A 16,943-nucleotide genomic window follows, 5' to 3' on the forward strand; every position below is an offset into this window, starting at 1 on the left:
ATGCCGCGCATGCCCGGCCGCCTGGCGGCCGTCGCGGCGGTGGCGGCGCTCGCGGCCGGCTGCGGCATCACCGGCACCGGCGTACGCCCGGTGGGCGAGCCGGTCCAGGGCGGCCTGACCGGGGAGAGCGGGCGGCTGCTGCGCGTCTATTTTGTCACGCCCGAGGGCACCTGGCCGGTGTCGCGGCCCGTCGTGGCCGGCGACGGCGTGCAGGAGGCGGTGGACGCGCTGCTCGCCGGGCCCACCGCCGACGAGCGCGCCCGCGGCCTTGCCACGCGGGTGCCCGCGACGAAGGAGCAGGTCCGGGCGCGGACGTCCGGCGGGCGGGTCGAGCTGCGGCTGCCCTGGCTGGTGCGCGACCTGCCGCACCTCGCGGTGAGCCAGCTCGTCTGCACGGCCGCCGGAGGCGGCGGTCCGGTCGTGGAGGTGTACGAGCCGGGCATGGGGGACCGCGCGTGGGAGGTCCGCTGCGACGACCACGGCACGGCGGTCCCGGCCGGCGGAGAGGGGACGTCGTGACCCGCGTTCTGGTGATCGAGGACGACCCGGCCGTGCGCCGCGGCGTGGGCCTCGGCCTGCGCCATCAGGGGCACGAGACGCTGCTGGTCGCCACCGGCGAAGACGGGCTGGCGGAGCTGGTGGCGAGCGCGCCCGACATCGTGCTGCTCGACCTCATGCTGCCCGGTATGAGCGGGCTGGAGACGTGCCGCCGCATCCGCGCGTTCAGCCAGGTGCCGATCGTGATCCTGTCGGCCCGCGACGACGACGTGGACGTGGTGGTCGGCCTGGAGGCCGGCGCCGACGACTACGTGATCAAACCGGCCAGCACGGAGGTGATCGAGGCGAGGATGCGGGCGGTGCTGCGACGCACCACGCAGGCGGCGACCGGTAACGCCCGCTCAACGTACGGCGACCTGCTCATCGACCGGGTCGCGCTGCGGGTGCTCAAGCGCGGCGAGGAGGTGGCGCTGGCCCCGACGGAGCTGAAGCTGCTGCTGTTCCTGTCGGCCGCGCCCGAGCAGACCTTCAGCCGCCAGCAGCTGCTCGAACAGGTGTGGGAGCACGCGTTCCACGGTGACTACCGGCTGGTGGACGCGTGCGTCATGCGGCTGCGCGCCAAGATCGAGGACGACTTGCGCAACCCCCGCTACATCCAGACCGTACGCGGGTTCGGCTACCGGTTCGGGCCGTTGTGATCCGCCCGCGTCTCGCCCGTGGCCTGCGCGCGCAGCTCGTGCTGGCGTTCCTGCTGGTCTCGGCGCTGAGTGCGGTCACCGCCGCCGCCGTCACGTATCGGCAGGGCCGCGACGCCATCGCCGAACGCGCCGAGGCCGACCTGCTCCAGGAGCTGCGCGGCCACCTCGCCGCCCGGGTCCCCGACCTGCCCGCCGACCCCGAGGCGGCGGATCTGCGGGCGCTGGCGGTGCAGCTCGACCGGGCCGCGGGGGCGCGCGGGTGGCGTACGGCGCTGTCGTACCGGGGCGGGGCGCTCGTCGCCGCGAACCCGCAGGCGCCGCCGCTGCCCGCCCCGCTGCGCGCCCAAGGAGCGACGGCGACGACCGCGCTCGCCCAGCGCTTCCACCAGGGCGAGACGCCATGGCTGGCGGTGGCCGTCCCGGTCACCGCCGCAGGACGCCCGCACGACCCGCCCCCGCTCACCGTCTACGCCTCCATGTCGCTGGCCTCCCAGCAGCAGGACGTCGATGACCTGGCCGCCGCCGCGCGCGCCGGGGCCCTGCCGGTCGCGCTGGCCTCGATCATCCCCGCGCTGCTCGCCGCCCGCAGGTTGCTGCGCCCGGTGCGCCGCCTGCGCACCGCGACGGAACGGATGGCGGCCGGCGGCCTCGACACGCGCGTCACCGTCACCGGCGACGACGAGCTGGCCGGCCTGGGCCGCGCGTTCAACTCCATGGCGGCAACCCTCCAGGCCGACGCGGAGACGCTGCGCACCATGGAGGAGCGGGCCCGCCGCTTCGCCGCCGACGTCTCCCACGAACTGCGCACGCCGCTCGCGGCCATGTCGGCCGTGACCGGCGTGCTCGACGCCGACGCCGCCTCGGGACGGCTGCCGCCGGTCACCGCCGAGGCGCTGGCTCTGGTCTCCGACGAGACCCGCAAGCTCACCCGCCTGATCGAGGACCTCATCGAGGTGTCCCGCTTCGACGCGGGTGCGGCCGTGCTGCACCTCGACGACGTGGACCTCGGCGAGCTGATCGGCAAGACGCTGGCGCTGCGCCACTGGGACGGCCGCGTCCGCACCGACCTGCCGACCGGCCTGCGCGTCCGGCTCGACCCGCGCCGCGTGGACGTCATCCTCGCCAACCTGATCGGCAACGCGCTGCGCCACGGAGGCCCGGACGTGTCGGTGAGCGTGCGCGTCGAGGCGGACCCCGAACGGGTGGCCGTCATCGTCGCCGACGACGGTCCCGGCATCCCGGCAGACCTGCTGCCGCACGTCTTCGACCGCTTCACCAAGGGCGACTCCGCGCGCACTCGCAGCGAGGGCAGCGGCCTCGGCCTGGCCATCGCCGCCGAGAACGCCCGCCTCCACGGCGGCGCACTCACCGCCGCCCCGGCCCCTGGAAGAGGCACGGTCATGACACTCACCCTGCCTGCGGGTCCGACACGGTGATGGTGGACAGCGCCGGGGTGAGCCTGGCACGGTAGCGGCGGATGCCGAAGGTATGGTGTTCCACCTCCGCGGCGAGCAGGACGTCGGCGAGGTTGACGCGGCCGGGCACCGTCTGGACGAGAGCCGCCACGTGGTGATCGCCGACCAAGGGATATTTGCGGACTCGGCGGAATTGCCACATGGGCTTAGGCTGTCCGGCGCCGTGTCCCCGGACGATCCACTCGTGGTGAGCCGGGGCGGGATCGGGCGACTGACGTTCCGCCTGGATGTTCATCAGCCCCGCCTTGACCTCCAGCGTGATCTTGGACTGGGCGGCGGCGCCGGGAACGGTCCGCTCGCCCGGTTCGATCGCGCGCGCGATCGGACGGGGATCGTCGTGCTGCGGACCTGAGCCGTTCGGTGGCGGGCCGTCGGCGGCGAGCGTGCGCAGCGACAGGCCGAGGGAGGCCCGCACGAACTCGCCGCGCGCGTCCGGGCTCTCCGGATGGAACGAGCAGACCAGCACGAGGTGACGGAGCTCGCGGTCCGGCGCGGCCGCCGCGTACGCGACCCACTCGGCGGGCGCGATCCCCTCGCTCACGGGCAGGCAGTCCCAGCCGAACGAGAGCCTGCCGTGCAGCGCATCGAGGTCCGGAGGGGTGCCCAGGGTGCGTTCTGGCTGGAGATCGATGGGGTGCGTGGTGAGGTTCATGATGTCGTGATCCTGGCCTGGATGAGGGAGAACGCCCCCCAGTCACGGTATTGGGGATAAGCGGCACGGGTGGCGAGCTGAGCTCCGCGGAATGCGTCGACGACGCTCGCGCTGCCGAGCCGGCGGTGCAGGTCCGCGAAGAAGGCCGTCGCGGGCTCGGGACGTACCGGCCACAGGCAGCCGACGATGGCCTCGGCGCCGGAGGCGAGCAGCGCTCCGGGGATGCCGCGCAGGTTGTCGCCCAGGTCGAACCGGCCGAGCGCGGAGTCGCACGCGGCGAGCGTCACCAGCCGGACGCCGCGCAGGTCCACCGAAAGCAGGTCATGGGCGAACACCCGGCCGTCGTCGTCCTGATCCGGGCTTAAGTACAGGCAGTGGAACCACGGCGCGGCGGGGTCGGAGGTGCCGTGCGCGGCGATGTGGATGACGTCGGCGTCGGCGAGCTCGCGCAGCAGCCGGTGCCGGGTCGCCTCGGGGCCGACGATCGCCGGCACGCCGGCCGTGGCGGCGACCTCGCAGGCGTGCTCCTCCAGCAGGTCCTCCGCGGTCAGCCCGAAAGGGGTTCCGCCCAGCGCGGAAGCGATCACCGCCGTACGGCGGGGTCGCACGCGCGCGGTCTGCGGCACCAGTGCGGAAAGACTCGGGATGGAGGTGACCGTCCAGTCGTCGGCGATGGTACGGCCGCCGACCGAGCACAGGTGGAACGGGAAGAAGTGCAATGATCCGTGCGGCCAGAGGATCAGCCGGTCCTTGCCCTGCCGCCGGCAGGCCTCCAGCACGCTCGCGCTGCCGGTGAGAAGGACGTTGTCGGCCAGTTCGCGCCGAGCGTCGGGCGTGAGGTCGTCGAACAGGGGATCGGCGACGATCTCCGCGCGTATCCTTCGGACGTCGTCGGTGAGCGGTCTGTGTGCGGACGCCTGCTCGTCCGCGGATCCGTCAGGGACGACGACGCGCACCGCGTTGTGGTCGCGGGTGAACGCGACCAGCACGACATCGCCAGGGATCAGCTCCGGCTCGGGTACGAACCAGGCCAGCAACACCGTGCGATCGTCCAGCAGGTTCCGCTGTTGCAGGAGGGGGATGATGTGCCCCATCACGTCGAGGGGTTTCCCGTTCCGCCCCTCGTGCAGCAGGCCCATGTCGATCAGGCGATCGGTGAACCGGCGCTGGTTACGGACGATCTCCGCCTCCGTGGCCCCGGACTCGGGCGGGTCGTCCTCCAACGGGGTCAGCAGATCCGTCGATGCGGGCGGCGAGGCCAGCTCCCTGGGATCCACCTCGGCTTCGGCTTGGCGGCACCGGCTGAGCAGCGGCGCGATCGCTCGCGGGAGGCTCTCCAGCGGGTCACGGGCGCCGTACCAGCGGGCGAATTCGGCCCCCTTGGCGCAATGCATGGCGTACAGGAGGTAGGTGAGCGGCATGTGCTCGATATGCCGGGTCACCTGCCACGTCAGGGCGTGCGCGACGTTGCGGATCGTGGCGGCGAGCTCACGGTCACGGCTGCCGTACAGGCTCGGCGCCGCCTGCATCAGCGCCGCGACGGCATGCCGCAGCGCCTGGTCGTCGGCTTCCCGCAGCCAGCGCCGGAACAGGGCCAGGTGGGCGCCCGCCAGGTCGAAGAGGCCCACCTCCGAATACCTCGCCGCGGCGTACGCGTGATGGGTCTGCGGGTGAGGCCACTGTTCGGATGGCGACTCGCAAGTGGCCGCCAGTGCGTGCAGATCCGCGGCGGCCAGCACGCCCGAAGCGGACCGGCGCCAGATGGATCCGTGGTCGATCAGGAGCTGCTGCCCCAGGTCGGCCAGGCCGGCCTCGCGTATGTGGGCCGCCAGGTGCAGGACGTCCGCCTCCGGCGGGCGGCGCCGTTCGTCACGGAAGCGATCCGCCAGTTTCGCGAGTTTCCTCTCCCCGGCCGAGCATGACACGCCCTCGCCGAGGTGGAGCCTGGCTTCCCACACCTGCCGCAGGTACGCCGTGTCGTCGTCCTCGCCCAACTGGTCCGCCCAAGCGAGGACCCGGGAGAGCAGCGCACGATCGCGCGCGTCGCGGGCGATCTGGAGTCCTTGCGAGACCACGTCGCGCGCCCGGCCGGTACCCTCGCTGCCGGCGTAGACGTCCGGTGGCTCGGCGAAGACGATCCTCGCGGCCTTGGCGGCGGTGGACGGGGTGACCAGCCGCAGGAGGGCGAGCCGGCAGGCGGGCTCCGGCCCGTCCTTGACCATCGCCGCCGCGAAGGCGTCGCCCGGCCGGGGCCGGGCTCCCATCCGCGCCTCGCAGACCAGGAGACGTGCACGGGTGGCGTCGTCGGCCAGTGACGCGGCCTCTTCCAGCAGGGGAATCGCCGCCACTTTGTGCTCCAGCGCGTCCAGCTCCTCGCCGGCGGCCTCAGTGAAATGCTCGAGCCTGCGCCAGGTCCGGCGGGCTTTCCTGCAGGACATCATCCCTGGCTCCGCCTCGGCGTACGCGTCCCCGGCCCGGTCGAGCGGCACCTGCATGGCCAGGTGCAGGCGCGCCGCGTTGACCAGCGCCCACCCGAGCTTCGCCGTCTCCCCGTCGCGTCGATACATCGCGATGCGCCGCCGTGACACCGCATCGGCGTCCCGGAACAGGCGCATGTCGCCGGTGACCCCGAGCGCCCGGACCGCGTGCTCGACCGTCAGGTCCGCGGCCCGCTCCCAGTACGTGCCTCCCTGCGCCTCCGTGATCTCGGTGAGCATCCGCGCGTAGGCGTACGCTCCGCGGACCTCGGTGCCGGGCAGCGTCGGCCCGGCGCGCAGCAGCAGGTCGAGCTGCGCCCCATCAGAGGGCCAGGCCGGCTCCGGCGTCGTCTCGGAGAGCTCCTGGACATCCCGCACCCTGCGCATGGCCTCATCGAGCGTCATGACGCCGTCGTTGACGAACTGCGCCAGGCTCAGCAGGTGGTCCATCGGGCTGTGGAAGATGCGCAGCGTGGGCGGGCCCTCCACGGGCTCGTGAACCACCCGGTCGAACCCCACCAGGCCACCCAGCACGTACCCGTCCTGCGCGGCGGACTCGAAATCGGCGACCACCGTGTCCCACGCGCCGGGATGGACCACCGCGAGGAGGACGGCGCCGCGCGCCCCGGCCGCCTCGGCCCAGCCACCGGGCAGATCGACGGCGCAGTCCTCGACGAACCTTGGGTGGTGCGGGACGACGACGCCGAGCGTGCCCGACTCCAGGAGGACGCCCCAGCCCGGCAGGACCCGCTCGCCGGCCATCGCCCGCTCGACGGATCGCATCTCCGGCAGCCCATCGATCCGTGCCTTCTGTAATAATCCATTCGACGGTTTCTGATACGAATTCGCTACGAGCAGGCCCGCCATCGGCTTTTCATCGCCGAGCAGCAGCAGAAACGCCAGTGCCGTGACGTCATCGTAGGTGCGCACATGCCCTCTCGAATAATTGACGAACCGACATGTTCGGCCACGATGAACGGAATGTCCCGGCCGGCGGCGGGCGATTCCACATCATCGCGGAGTCGTGCCACCAAGGGTGCTGGAGCAGTCGAGAACTGCGGTGTTTCGATACGCCCTCGGCCTTCTCGATGAGAAGAGATTCATCCTAGGTGATCATGGCGTTCGACGCTCCCTGATCGACGAATTCCGCATGCCGGTCGCATGGGGCCGCCGCGCCCGATGCGACCGGGCCCATCGCGGCGGCGGCCATCTTGACGGCGGGCGACAGAACAGGTCCCTACCAGCAGGAACGTGGATGTGGCGGCCGTCACACGCGGTGTGCGTATTCGTCCACAGTCATCCGGCGCGCAGCCCCGTACCGTCCCTGTCATCAAGCGGAACGCACCGAATGACAGGGGGAGGAACCCGACATGCGCAAGACCCTGGCGATCGCCGCCCTCGCCGGTTCGATGGCCGTCACCGGCCTCGCGATGAGCGCCCCCGCCCAGGCGAGCACCGGGACGAGCTGGGGCAAGGTCTTCTCCAGCGACCACAAGGCGTACACGTTCGGCAAGACCTGGACGTCCGGCGGCAAGGTGTTCACGAAGTGGTACGGCGTGGACAAGCGCGGCGGCACGAAGGGCTGGGTCTGGTTCGAGGTGTACCAGAACGGCCGCTGGGTGAAGTTCAACAAGGCCTGGGACGGCAAGGTCACCGGCGCCTGGAGCGGCCGCGGGATCAAGAAGGTGTACACCTTCACCTGCTGGGCCGGAAAATTCGACAACTGCGGCAGGAAGTACCGCATCTACTGATGGCGGCGTCAGCGGTTGAAGCCGCCCGACACCTCAAGGATCTGCGCGGTGACCCAGCGGTCCTCGTCGCCGGCCAGGACGGCGATCATCGCGGCGACGTCGTCGGGGTCGCCGATCTTGCCCAGGGCCGTGCGGGCGGCGAGCGGCGGGATCGCCTCGGGGTTGCGGTCGAAGGCGTCGCCGCCCAGCCGGGTACGGGTCGGGCCGGGCGCGACGGCGTTCACGCGGATGCCGCGCGCGCTGAACTCCTTGCCCATGTGGCCGGTCAGCACGTTGAGGCCGCCCTTCATGGCGGCGTAGGTCGCGTACCCGGGCGTCACGCCGTAGGCGGCGGTCGAGCTGCTGCCGGTGTTGACGATCGCGCCGCCGTCGGCGAGCAGCGGCAGCAGCCGTTACGTGAGGAAGAACGGCCCTTTGAGCGGCACCCGGGTGAGCCGGTCGAACATCTCCTCGGTGGTGTCCTCGATCAGCGCCGCCTGGGCCTGGCCCGTTGTTGACCAGGGCGTCGAAGGCGCCGCGCCCTCAGGTGCCGCGCAGCGCGGCGGCCGTCGGTGAAAGTGTAGGCGTGCGGGAAGACGGCCTCGGTCAGCTCGGTGTAGCCGGCGTACTCCTGGATGCCGAAGTTGTGGATCGCGAGGTCCAGGTGGATCGCGGCGGCCATGCCGACGGGGGAGATGTCCTCGGGTCCGTGGATGGCGCTCTTGATCGGGTACTGGGCGGCGTAGTCGAAGAGCTTCTTCAGCGGCGACACGCCGCCGAAGTGCGTGACGGCCGAGCGCACGTAGTCGATGAGCTGCTCGCCGATGAGCGTCCGGTAGTCGTGCACGGTGTTGAAGACCTCGCCGATGGCCGGCGGCGTGGTGGTGTGGGAGCGCACGAGCCGCAGGCCCTCCTGGTTCTCGGCGGGCGTGCAGTCCTCCAGCCAGAACAGGTCGTACGGCTCCAGGTCCTTGCCCAGCCGGGCCGCCTGCATGGGGGTGAGCCGGTGGTGGGCGTCGTGCAGCAGCGGCAGGTCGGGCCCGAACTCCTGGCGCACGGCGTCGAACACCTTGGGCAGGCTGCGCAGGTAGGCGCCGGTGTCCCAGTCCTCGACCACGGGCCGCGCGCCCTCGGACGCTGCCCCGGCGCTGCCCCGGCATGGCGGACGCCGTAGACGCGCTTGAGCCCCGGCACGCCCGTCTGCACGCGGATCGCCTGGTAGCCCTGCGCGAGCCGGGCCCTGATCGAGTCGAACAGCTCGGGCAGGTCACGGCCCGAGGCGTGCCCGTACGTCGGCACCCGCTCCCTGCTCGCCCCGCCCAGCAGCTGGTACAGCGGCAGCCCGGCGACCTTGGCCTTGATGTCTCACAGCGCGGTGTCCACGGCGGCGATGGCCGCCATCGTGACCGGGCCGCGCCGCCAGTACGCGCCCCGGTACAGCGACTGCCAGGTGTCCTCGATGCGGTGCGGATCGGTGCCGGCGCAGCACCTCGCGTACGACGTTGCGGCCGGCGCCGAACTGGGCGGCCAGCTCGCGCTCTGACGGAAGCTTGGCCCCTACCGCGATCTCGCCGGAGCGGATGTCGTGCTCCAGCTGTCGCGCGATGCGCTCGGTGAGCAGCCCCCGGTAGGACTGTGCGATGTCCTTGCCCATCGCTGCTGGCGGATCGGCGGGCATGCACCGAGGATACAGGAGGCGGCCCGTGCTGAGATCGCCCCGCGGGCGCGCGGGCGACGCCGCAACGGGCGCCCTGACGACGGCATATGATCGCTACGTTGCTGGAGCTGTCCGGAAAGGCCCTTATGACCTACCCCCTCAGCCGCCGGTCCGCTCTGCTCGGAGCCGCGGCCGTGGCGGGCCTCGCCCTCGAGGGCGCAGCCGCCGAGGCGGGGACGGAGGCGGCGGTGGATGCTGCGGCGTTCGACACGGCGCGCAGGCAGTGGGTGAGCCTGCTGGCCGGCGCGAAGTACGACCCCGCCTACGCCGACAAGACCAGAGCCGTCGAGGGGTCGGCGAAGGCGGTGCTGCGCAAGATGAGGTTCGACCGGCGCCGCCCGAGCCTCTGGCCCGACCTGCCGCTGCGCGACCCGAACACCGGCAACTTCAACCGCTCCTACAACCGCATGCGCGCGCTCGCGCTCGGCTGGGCCACCCCCGGCACCTCCCTGCACGGCGACCCGAAGGTGGCCGAGACCGCCGTCAAGGCGCTCGACTTCCTGTACGAGCACGCCTACAACGAACACCTCGACCGGCGGGGCAGTAACTGGTACTGGTGGGAGATCGGCGTGCCGCGCGCACTCACCGACACCTGCGCCCTGCTCTACGACGGCCTGCCCAAAGACCGGCTCAGGCGCTGGCTGCGCCCGCTGCGCCGCTGGTGCCCCGACCCCGAGCGGCGCATCAGCCACCCCGGCGTCGTCGAGACCGGCGCCAACCGGGCGGGCAAGGCGATGGCCGTGGCCATGCGCGGCCTGCTCACCCACGACGACCGGCTGGTCAGGCGGGCCAGGAACGCGGTCGCCGACCTGCTGCGCCTCACCAAGGGGCCGGGCGACGGCTTCTACCGCGACGGCTCCTTCATCCAGCACGACATCTACCCGTACACCGGCAGCTACGGCGTCGACTACCTGGAGAGCGTGGCCCGGCTGATCGCCATGCTCGCCCGCTCGCCCTGGGAGATCCGCGGCATCGACGCGATCTACGACCTCGTGGACCGCTCCTTCGTGCCGTTCGTCTTCGACGGGCTGATGATGGACTGCGTACGCGGCCGGCAGATCTCCGTGCAGGGCCACCGCGACCACCACTCCGGCCAGAAGACCATCGAGGCCATCCTGACACTGCTGGACACCGCCCCCGACAAGCACGCCAAGCGGTGGCGGCCCATGGTCAAGGGCTGGCTGACCCGCAACCAGGCGGTGCCGTACCACACGCTCGCGCCGCTGGCCAGCGTCGCGCGGGCGGACGCCCTCTTACGGGACCCGTCGGTTCCGGTCGGGCCGCGCATCACCGGCACGTACGTCTTCGCCGACATGGACCGGGTCGTGCACCGCCGCCCCACCTGGGCGTACGCGATCAGCATGAGCTCGAAGCGGATCGGCTCCGTCGAGGCCATGAACAGGGAGAACCTGCACGGCTGGTACACCGGCGACGGCATGACGTACCTCTACACCTCCGACCTCACCCACTGGAGCGACGAGCTGTGGCCGACGATCGACCCGTACCGGCTGCCCGGCACGACCGTCGATCGCCGTAAGCGCGCCGACCTGCGCCACGGCACCCGCCGCCGCCCGCCGACCCCGTGGGCGGGCGGGGTGGCGCTGGACGGCGAGTACGGCCTGGCCGCGATGAAGCTGATCGGCGACGGCTCGTCGCTGCGGGCGAAGAAGGCGTGGTTCCTGCTCGACGACGCCGTGATCGCGCTCGGCACCGGTATCACCGCCTCCGACGGCCGCCGCGTGGAGACCATCGTCGAGAACCGCAACACCCACAACGCGCACCCGCCGCTGTCGCGGGGCGACGGCTGGGTGCACCTGGACGGCGTCGCCGGGTACGCGCTGCTGGACGGCGCCGAGCCGAAGGTGCTGCGCGAGAAGCGCACCGGCCGCTGGCGCGACATCGACAAGGGCGCCACCACCGGCGGCGACACCACACCCGTCACCCGCCACTACACGACGATCGTGCTCGACCACGGCGTGGACCCGCGCAAGGCGCGCTACGCCTACGCCGTGCTGCCCGAGGCGTCCGTCCACCAGACCGCCGCCTACCAGGGGCGCGTGCAGATCCTCGCCAACTCCGGCACCGTGCAGGCCATCTACCGTGACGGCATGGTGGCCGCCGTCTTCTGGAAGGCGGGCACGGTCGAGACCGACGAGGGGCCGCTGAGCGTGGACGGGCCGTGCGCGGTGGTGCTGCGCCGCGAGCAGCTTCAGGTGCGCCTGGCCGTCGCCGATCCGTCGCGGACGGCCGAGGACCTGAAGCTCACGCTGCCCTGGCGGATCAAGTCGGTCGTCAAGGCGGACCGGGGCGTGCGCAGGTCGAAGGGCGCGCTCAAGGTCGAGGTCGCCGGCACTCGCGGTCACGCGCGCACGGCGGTGCTGAACGTCTGACCGCACAGGGACCCTGTGCTTCTCCGTGCCCGCCGAGAAGGTTCTTCTCCATGCCCGCCGAAAAGGCCGAGCCGACGTGTCGAAGAGGGCGGGACGGCTCCGACTACCGGGTGACGGAGCCGGGAGGCGGCGCCGCCGGAGCGGAAAGAAGGTGCACCATGAGCAAGATCGTGCTGGACGTGTCGATCTCCCTCGACGGTTTCTCGGCCGGTCCGAACGTGCGGCCCGACGAGCCGATGGGCGACGGCGGCGAGCGGCTGCACGACTGGATGGCGGGGGAGGGGCCGGACGCCGTGACCGGCACGGGGGCCGACATCGAGGTACGCGACGCGGTCAACGCCTCGGTCGGGGCCGCGCTCATCGGCCGCCGCACGTTCGAGCTTGGCCTGCGCCCGTGGGGCGGCACGCCCTGGCCGCACGCCCCCGGCTTCGTGGTCACCCACCGGATCGAGGAGGACTTCACCGGCGACAACGGCGGCAGGTTCTCCTTCGACGGGCTGGAGGCGGCGGCGCGGCGCGCCAAGGAGGCCGCGGGCGGCAAGGACGTCCTGGTGGTGGGCGCGAACCTGGCCGGGAGCCTGCTCACGGCGGGCCTGCTGGACGAGGTGCACCTGCACGTCATGCCGATTCTGATGGGGGAGGGGACGCCGCTGTTCGGCGGCGTGCGGGCCGAGCTGGAGCCCCTGGGCGCACCGGTCGGCGGCGTCGCCGCCCACCTGCGCTACCGCGTGCGGTGAGGGGGGCGCCGCCGCCCGCCGGTGCCCGGGCGGCGGCTCGCGAAGGCGGCTCAGCGCCACCGCAGGAAGTCCACCGTGTCGTTGTCGCCGGGCGGCTCCTCGATCGATTGCCAGGGGAACAGCAGCCTGATCCTCAGTCGCCTGAGATCGACCAGGACGGCGGTCGAGCCCGTGCGGTTGACCCAGGAGGAGACGTTGTTCGCCGCGGTCGGGCCGCCGACGCCGCCGGGCATCGGCAGGTCGAACAGGTCGACGTCGGAGCCGGCGCGGACGCCGTACGCGGGGCCGCTGCGGTTGTAGTCCCGGTACAGGCACAGGGTCGCCCGTGGGCAGGGCTGGCCGTCGGCGAGCCGGAAGACGCCTTTGGGCAGCGCCAGGCGGTGCGCGGCCTGGGCGGGGAGCGTGGTGGCCGTGACGGCGGCGGCGACGGCGAGGCCGGTCAGCAGGCGCGCGGCCGTGGTGGTGATGCGGCGCATCGGGGTGTTACCTCCATGGGAGTGCTGCGGTTCGGACGATCCCACCCTCTCGTAACCGTTCGCGTTTGAAAAGTTACACACGGTGATACCGCGCAGCTCATGGCGGTAAGCCGACCTGGCTACGCGGTCACCTTGGCATTCGACCGTGATCGAAGCGTTACCACGCGCGCCAGGCGATTCCGTTTCCCGGGCGGGCCTGAGGGCAGTCGCGGTCCCATGGCTACACTTCTTTGGATTCTCGCCGTCATCCTCGTCGTCGCCGGTGTCTACGTGCTTCTGGCGCGGCGCGACATCCTGTGGGGCATCGTCCTCATCGTGGTCGGGCTGCTGGTCGGCCCCGGCGGGGTGAGCATCTTCAACGTCTGACGCCCGGCACGACCCGGGCCCCGGCGGGCGCGTACGGGCCGCAGAGCGCGGCCTGACCACGCCCGGACACCACCGTCCCCCGCACACCCCCTGAGGAGAAGCCCTCGATGGATGCCATCGTGCTGCTCAAAGACGACCACAAGACCGTGGAGAGGCTGTTCAAGCAGTTCGAGAAGGCCGGGCCGAAGGCCCACAAGGAGAAGCAGAAGATCGTCGGGCAGGTCATCGAGGAGCTGACCGCGCACACGTACATCGAAGAGACGATCTTCTATCCCGCCGCTCGCGCGGACGTGCCCGAGACCGGCGGCCACGTCCTGGAGAGCGTCGAGGAGCACCACGTCGTCGTCTGGATGCTGTCGGAGCTGAAGAAGCTCGACCCCGCCGACGAGCATTACGACGCCAAGATGACCGTTCTCATGGAGAACGTGCGTCACCACGTCGAAGAGGAAGAGCAGGACTGGTTCCCGAAGGTGCGCGAGGCGCTCGGCCGCAAGCGGCTGCAGGAGCTGGGCGAGCGCATGGCCGAGGCCAAGAGCGAGGCGCCCCGCGATCCCCTCAAGATCCCCAGCGCCGCCCGGTGACCACTGACCGTTCCACGGGACCGCGCCGCCTCGGCGCGGTCCCGCCGCGTGTCACCGCCGTCAGCTCCGCCAGGTCGTGCGGTCGAAGGGTACGGACTCGCGCGGCGGCCGGACATCATCTGCGGATGGCCTGACGGCTATAACCGGAGTATGAACCTCCAGCAATTACGGTATGCCGTCGCCCTCGCAGAGGAGCTCCACTTCGGCCGGGCGGCGACGCGGGAGGGCGTGCGGCAGCCGCCGTTCAGCCGGCAGATCGGCAAGCTGGAGGAGGAGCTGGGCGTGCGGCTGTTCGAGCGCACGACCAGGCAGGTCCGCCTGACCCCGGCGGGTGAGGCGTTCGTGGCCGAGGCCCGCGCCGCCCTCGCCCATGCCGACCGGGCGGCGGAGTCGGCCAGGCTGGCGGGCCGGGGCGAGTCCGGGCGGCTGGTGCTCGGCTTCGTCGGGTCGGCGGCCAACGGCACGCTGCCCAAGGTGCTGCGCCGCTTCCGCGCCCGATACCCGGGAGTGGACGTCGAGCTGCGCGAGCTGCCCACCGCACAGCAGGCGGAAGAGCTGCGGCAGGGACGGCTCGACGTCGGCCTGCTGCACGCGCCGCTCGCCGGAGCCGCCGCCGAGGTGCTCTCGACCCGGACGGTGGCCAGGGAACCCCTGCTCGCCGCGCTGCCCGCCCATCATCCCCACGCCGCCCGGACGTCGCTGCCGCTCGCGGCGCTCGCGCGGGAGCCGTTCGTGATGTTCCCGCGCCGGTACGGGCCGGGGCTGCACGACCAGATCACCGGCGTGGCCAGGGCGGCCGGGTTCGAGCCCAGGATCGTCCAGGAGGCCGTGCAGATGCAGACCATCGTGGGGCTGGTGGCCGCCGGGATCGGCGTGTCGATCGTGCCCGAGTCGGTGGCGCGGGTGCGCCGCGGCGACGTCGCCTTCCGCCCGCTCGCGCCGCCGGCCAGGGTCGTCACGCTGGACCTGGCCTGGCGCACCGGCGACACCAACCCGGCGGTGCGGAACTTCCGCTCGCTGTTCGACGGCGCTCTTGCGTGAGCGATGGCGCTTTCACGTGAGCCAGCGGGTGATCTCGCCGATCAGCCGGTCCCTGCCGCGCTCGGCCCGGTCGAGGTGCGCGAAGTGCGTCGCCTCGTCCAGCCGTACGGCGCGCACGTCCCGGGCGTTGTCCAGGTCCGCGACGAGCGTGGAGACGTCGCCTTCGCGTGACCAGAAGTCGTACTCGCTGCGCATCACGAGCGTCCGAGCGGTGATCTTGGAAGCGTCCCAGAGCTTGTGCCCGGTGGCCAGGTAGAAGCTGTCCTTCATGGCGCCGGTGGGTGCCCGGAAGCTGGGCGGCTCGCGGTCGCCGGACGTCGGGTCGCTCGCCAGGGCGTGCTCGGCGTACGCGGCGGCCACCTGCGGATCGCGCCACTTCGTCTTGTCCTCGACCGGGATGCTCGCATCCCAGCTCGTCAGCAGGCTCGGGCCGGTCGACAGCCGATACGCGCCGTGCCGGGCGTCGTCGAAGTGGCCGGGCCGATCCGGATCCTCCCACTGCGAGCCGCGGCCGAGCGTCGGATGGTCGTCCAGCTCGCCGTACAGGCTGTTGTACAGCACCAGGCTCTCGACGCGGGACGGGTGCTCGCTCGCGTACCAGGCGGCCCAGTGCCCGCCGGTCGCCCAGCCGACGATGCCGACCCGCTGCTGGCCCGTCGTCTTGCGCAGCCACTCGACGACCGACGCGATGTCGTCCACCACCTCCTCGCCGGTGACCGCCGGCGGGTTCGCCGAGGCGGGCTCGTCGAACGAAGCCGGCCGGTCGGACGTGCCGTAGCCGCGCGCGTCCATGACGAACACCCGATGCCCGCGGCGCGCCAGGTCCGCCGCCAGCGACCCGCCGCGTACCGGCAGGTCGAAGGACGGTATGCCGGGCACCCGCGCACCGTGCAGCAGCAGCACAGGACGGCCCCGCGCCGGGCCGTCGCGCCGGACCTCGCGCACGCCGAGCCGCCCGGCCTGGCCGCGAACCTTCCAGTCCTTGCGCACCACCTCGTGGGCTGGTGCGGACAGGGTCGTGACGGCCAGGACAAGCGAGAGGATCACCTTCAGCATGCCGCCAGCCTGCCGCCCGCGCGGTCACGCGAGCCGATTGTGCGCCTGATCGGAGGTCATTCATCCGGTACGGATATGAGTACCGGGCGGTCAGCCGCGCGGCGCGTACATGATGACGAGCACACCCACCAGGCAGATCAGCGCGCCGATGACGTCCCAGCGGTCCGGGCGGAAGCCGTCCACCACGACGCCCCAGGCCAGCGAGCCCGCCACGAACACCCCGCCGTAGGCGGCCAGGATGCGGCCGAAGTTCGGATCCGGCTGGAAGGTCGCGACGAAGCCGTACAGGCCGAGCGCGATGATGCCCGCTGCCACCCACAGCAGGCCGCGCTGCTCCCGCACGCCCTGCCAGACCAGCCAGGCGCCGCCGATCTCGGCGAGCGCGGCGAGAGCGAACAGCAGCAGCGAGCGCAGGACGGTCATGGCAGGTAGTACACCGCATGCGGGGCGGCGCTCAATGCTCGGGGGCGGTGATGATCCGCAGCCCCTCGGCCGTCAGGCGTTCCATCGCGCCGCCGCTGATCGCTGAGCGGGTGGGTGTGGACGCGGTCCGAGCGGAGACCGGCGCGGACCAGGCCGAGCTTGTACGGCGGCTGGGTCCGCAGAGCCCCTCGCGCGGTTGCTGCACCGCCCGCCGCGACCCGTGGCCCGTCATCCGCCGTGCCCCTGTCACGATCGGGTGGGGCCGCCGGTGGGTGCGGGGCCGGGCAGGTAGCGGCGTACCTGGACGCGGTCGGTGATGACCAGGCCGCCGGTGACCAGATCGTCGAGCGCCTGCAGGAAGTCACGGATCTTGGGTTCGGCGTCGACGATGATGATGGCGATCGGCAGGTCGTCGCTGAGGTGCCACAGGTGGCCGGTGTGGATGAGGGAGGAGGCGCCGAAGCCCTCCAGGCCGCGAAAGACGCTGGCGCCGCCCAGGCCGGCCTGCTTGGCGCGGTGCACGATCTCGGTGAACAGGGGCCGGTGGTGGTACTGGTCGCGCTCGCCCACGATCACGGTCAGCCGGCAGGCGCTGCCTTCGAGCCTCATGGCACGCTCCTTCGCCT

18 protein-coding genes and 1 pseudogene are annotated in these 16,943 nt (G+C 72.1%); 9 read left to right on the top strand and 10 right to left on the bottom strand.

Annotated elements, in window-relative coordinates:
• Genes WBK31_RS13805 through WBK31_RS13815 form a run of 3 tightly spaced genes read left to right on the top strand, consistent with a single transcriptional unit; the run spans nt 1 to nt 2,632 of the window.
• On the top strand, nt 1-519 hold the full coding sequence (locus WBK31_RS13805) for a hypothetical protein (protein WP_364050323.1): 519 nt from the start codon (nt 1-3) through the stop codon (nt 517-519).
• Nucleotides 516-1,196, top strand: coding sequence for a response regulator transcription factor (locus tag WBK31_RS13810; protein ID WP_406674960.1), 681 nt, complete (start codon nt 516-518; stop codon nt 1,194-1,196). The genes WBK31_RS13805 and WBK31_RS13810 overlap by 4 nt, the downstream gene beginning before the upstream one ends.
• Nucleotides 1,193-2,632, top strand: coding sequence for an ATP-binding protein (locus WBK31_RS13815; RefSeq protein ID WP_378789277.1), 1,440 nt, complete (start codon nt 1,193-1,195; stop codon nt 2,630-2,632). Before WBK31_RS13810 ends, WBK31_RS13815 begins: the two co-directional genes overlap by 4 nt.
• Here the strand turns inward: WBK31_RS13815 and WBK31_RS13820 are convergent.
• Nucleotides 2,604-3,323 (bottom strand): hypothetical protein, encoded by a 720-nt coding sequence (locus WBK31_RS13820; protein WP_378789275.1) that lies wholly within the window; start codon nt 3,321-3,323, stop codon nt 2,604-2,606. The two genes, WBK31_RS13815 and WBK31_RS13820, sit on opposite strands and share 29 nt — an antisense overlap.
• Entirely contained in the window at nt 3,320-6,730 is a 3,411-nt protein-coding gene (locus tag WBK31_RS13825; protein WP_406674961.1) for a CHAT domain-containing protein, read from the bottom strand. The genes WBK31_RS13820 and WBK31_RS13825 overlap by 4 nt, the downstream gene beginning before the upstream one ends.
• A 440-nt stretch (nt 6,731-7,170) precedes the next feature.
• Between WBK31_RS13825 and WBK31_RS13830 the strand changes: the two genes are divergently transcribed.
• On the top strand, nt 7,171-7,551 hold the full coding sequence (locus WBK31_RS13830; RefSeq protein WP_364050334.1) for a hypothetical protein: 381 nt from the start codon (nt 7,171-7,173) through the stop codon (nt 7,549-7,551).
• A gap of 8 nt (nt 7,552-7,559) precedes the next feature.
• Here WBK31_RS13830 and WBK31_RS13835 read toward each other — a convergent pair whose 3' ends face one another.
• From WBK31_RS13835 to WBK31_RS13850, 4 genes and pseudogenes are all read right to left on the bottom strand, one after another.
• Nucleotides 7,560-7,940 (bottom strand): SDR family oxidoreductase, encoded by a 381-nt coding sequence (locus tag WBK31_RS13835; protein ID WP_364057355.1) that lies wholly within the window; start codon nt 7,938-7,940, stop codon nt 7,560-7,562.
• A 77-nt stretch (nt 7,941-8,017) separates the two neighbouring features.
• Nucleotides 8,018-8,647: an enolase C-terminal domain-like protein gene (locus WBK31_RS13840; RefSeq protein ID WP_378789271.1), complete on the bottom strand. Its 630-nt coding sequence runs from the start codon at nt 8,645-8,647 to the stop codon at nt 8,018-8,020.
• Nucleotides 8,648-8,895: 248 nt separating this feature from the next.
• Nucleotides 8,896-8,991 (bottom strand): hypothetical protein, encoded by a 96-nt coding sequence (locus tag WBK31_RS13845; protein WP_364057358.1) that lies wholly within the window; start codon nt 8,989-8,991, stop codon nt 8,896-8,898.
• 76 nt (nt 8,992-9,067) lie between these two features.
• A pseudogene (locus tag WBK31_RS13850) lies at nt 9,068-9,208 on the bottom strand (hypothetical protein); the annotation flags it as partial.
• A gap of 125 nt (nt 9,209-9,333) precedes the next feature.
• Here WBK31_RS13850 and WBK31_RS13855 point away from each other — a divergent pair.
• Together WBK31_RS13855 and WBK31_RS13860 are read left to right on the top strand one after the other, a co-directional pair.
• Nucleotides 9,334-11,637, top strand: a complete 2,304-nt coding sequence (locus WBK31_RS13855; protein WP_364050340.1) for a polysaccharide lyase 8 family protein — start codon at nt 9,334-9,336, stop codon at nt 11,635-11,637.
• Nucleotides 11,638-11,795: 158 nt separating this feature from the next.
• On the top strand, nt 11,796-12,374 hold the full coding sequence (locus WBK31_RS13860) for a dihydrofolate reductase family protein (protein WP_406674962.1): 579 nt from the start codon (nt 11,796-11,798) through the stop codon (nt 12,372-12,374).
• A 50-nt stretch (nt 12,375-12,424) separates the two neighbouring features.
• On the opposite strand, the gene WBK31_RS13865 is transcribed toward WBK31_RS13860, so the two are convergent.
• Entirely contained in the window at nt 12,425-12,850 is a 426-nt protein-coding gene (locus WBK31_RS13865) for a peptidase inhibitor family I36 protein (RefSeq protein WP_406674963.1), read from the bottom strand.
• 216 nt (nt 12,851-13,066) lie between these two features.
• Between WBK31_RS13865 and WBK31_RS13870 the strand changes: the two genes are divergently transcribed.
• From WBK31_RS13870 to WBK31_RS13880, 3 genes are all read left to right on the top strand, one after another.
• The gene (locus WBK31_RS13870; RefSeq protein WP_345405630.1) at nt 13,067-13,216 is read left to right on the top strand and encodes a GPGG-motif small membrane protein; all 150 of its coding nucleotides are present in this window, start codon (nt 13,067-13,069) and stop codon (nt 13,214-13,216) included.
• Between the two features lie 107 nt (nt 13,217-13,323).
• Nucleotides 13,324-13,797: a hemerythrin domain-containing protein gene (locus WBK31_RS13875; RefSeq protein ID WP_406674964.1), complete on the top strand. Its 474-nt coding sequence runs from the start codon at nt 13,324-13,326 to the stop codon at nt 13,795-13,797.
• A gap of 150 nt (nt 13,798-13,947) precedes the next feature.
• Nucleotides 13,948-14,838: a LysR family transcriptional regulator gene (locus WBK31_RS13880; protein WP_406674965.1), complete on the top strand. Its 891-nt coding sequence runs from the start codon at nt 13,948-13,950 to the stop codon at nt 14,836-14,838.
• Between the two features lie 12 nt (nt 14,839-14,850).
• Here WBK31_RS13880 and WBK31_RS13885 read toward each other — a convergent pair whose 3' ends face one another.
• The 3 genes from WBK31_RS13885 to WBK31_RS13895 form a co-directional block, all read right to left on the bottom strand.
• A complete protein-coding gene (locus tag WBK31_RS13885; RefSeq protein ID WP_406674966.1) occupies nt 14,851-15,894 on the bottom strand; it encodes an alpha/beta fold hydrolase in 1,044 nt (347 codons plus the stop codon).
• A gap of 90 nt (nt 15,895-15,984) precedes the next feature.
• On the bottom strand, nt 15,985-16,317 hold the full coding sequence (locus WBK31_RS13890) for a YnfA family protein (protein WP_364050360.1): 333 nt from the start codon (nt 16,315-16,317) through the stop codon (nt 15,985-15,987).
• Nucleotides 16,318-16,563: 246 nt separating this feature from the next.
• A complete protein-coding gene (locus WBK31_RS13895; RefSeq protein ID WP_364050363.1) occupies nt 16,564-16,926 on the bottom strand; it encodes a DUF190 domain-containing protein in 363 nt (120 codons plus the stop codon).
• Between the last annotated feature and the right edge of the window lie 17 nt (nt 16,927-16,943).

The organism is Nonomuraea sp. N2-4H (assembly GCF_045291505.1).
GTDB lineage: Bacteria > Actinomycetota > Actinomycetes > Streptosporangiales > Streptosporangiaceae > Nonomuraea > Nonomuraea fastidiosa.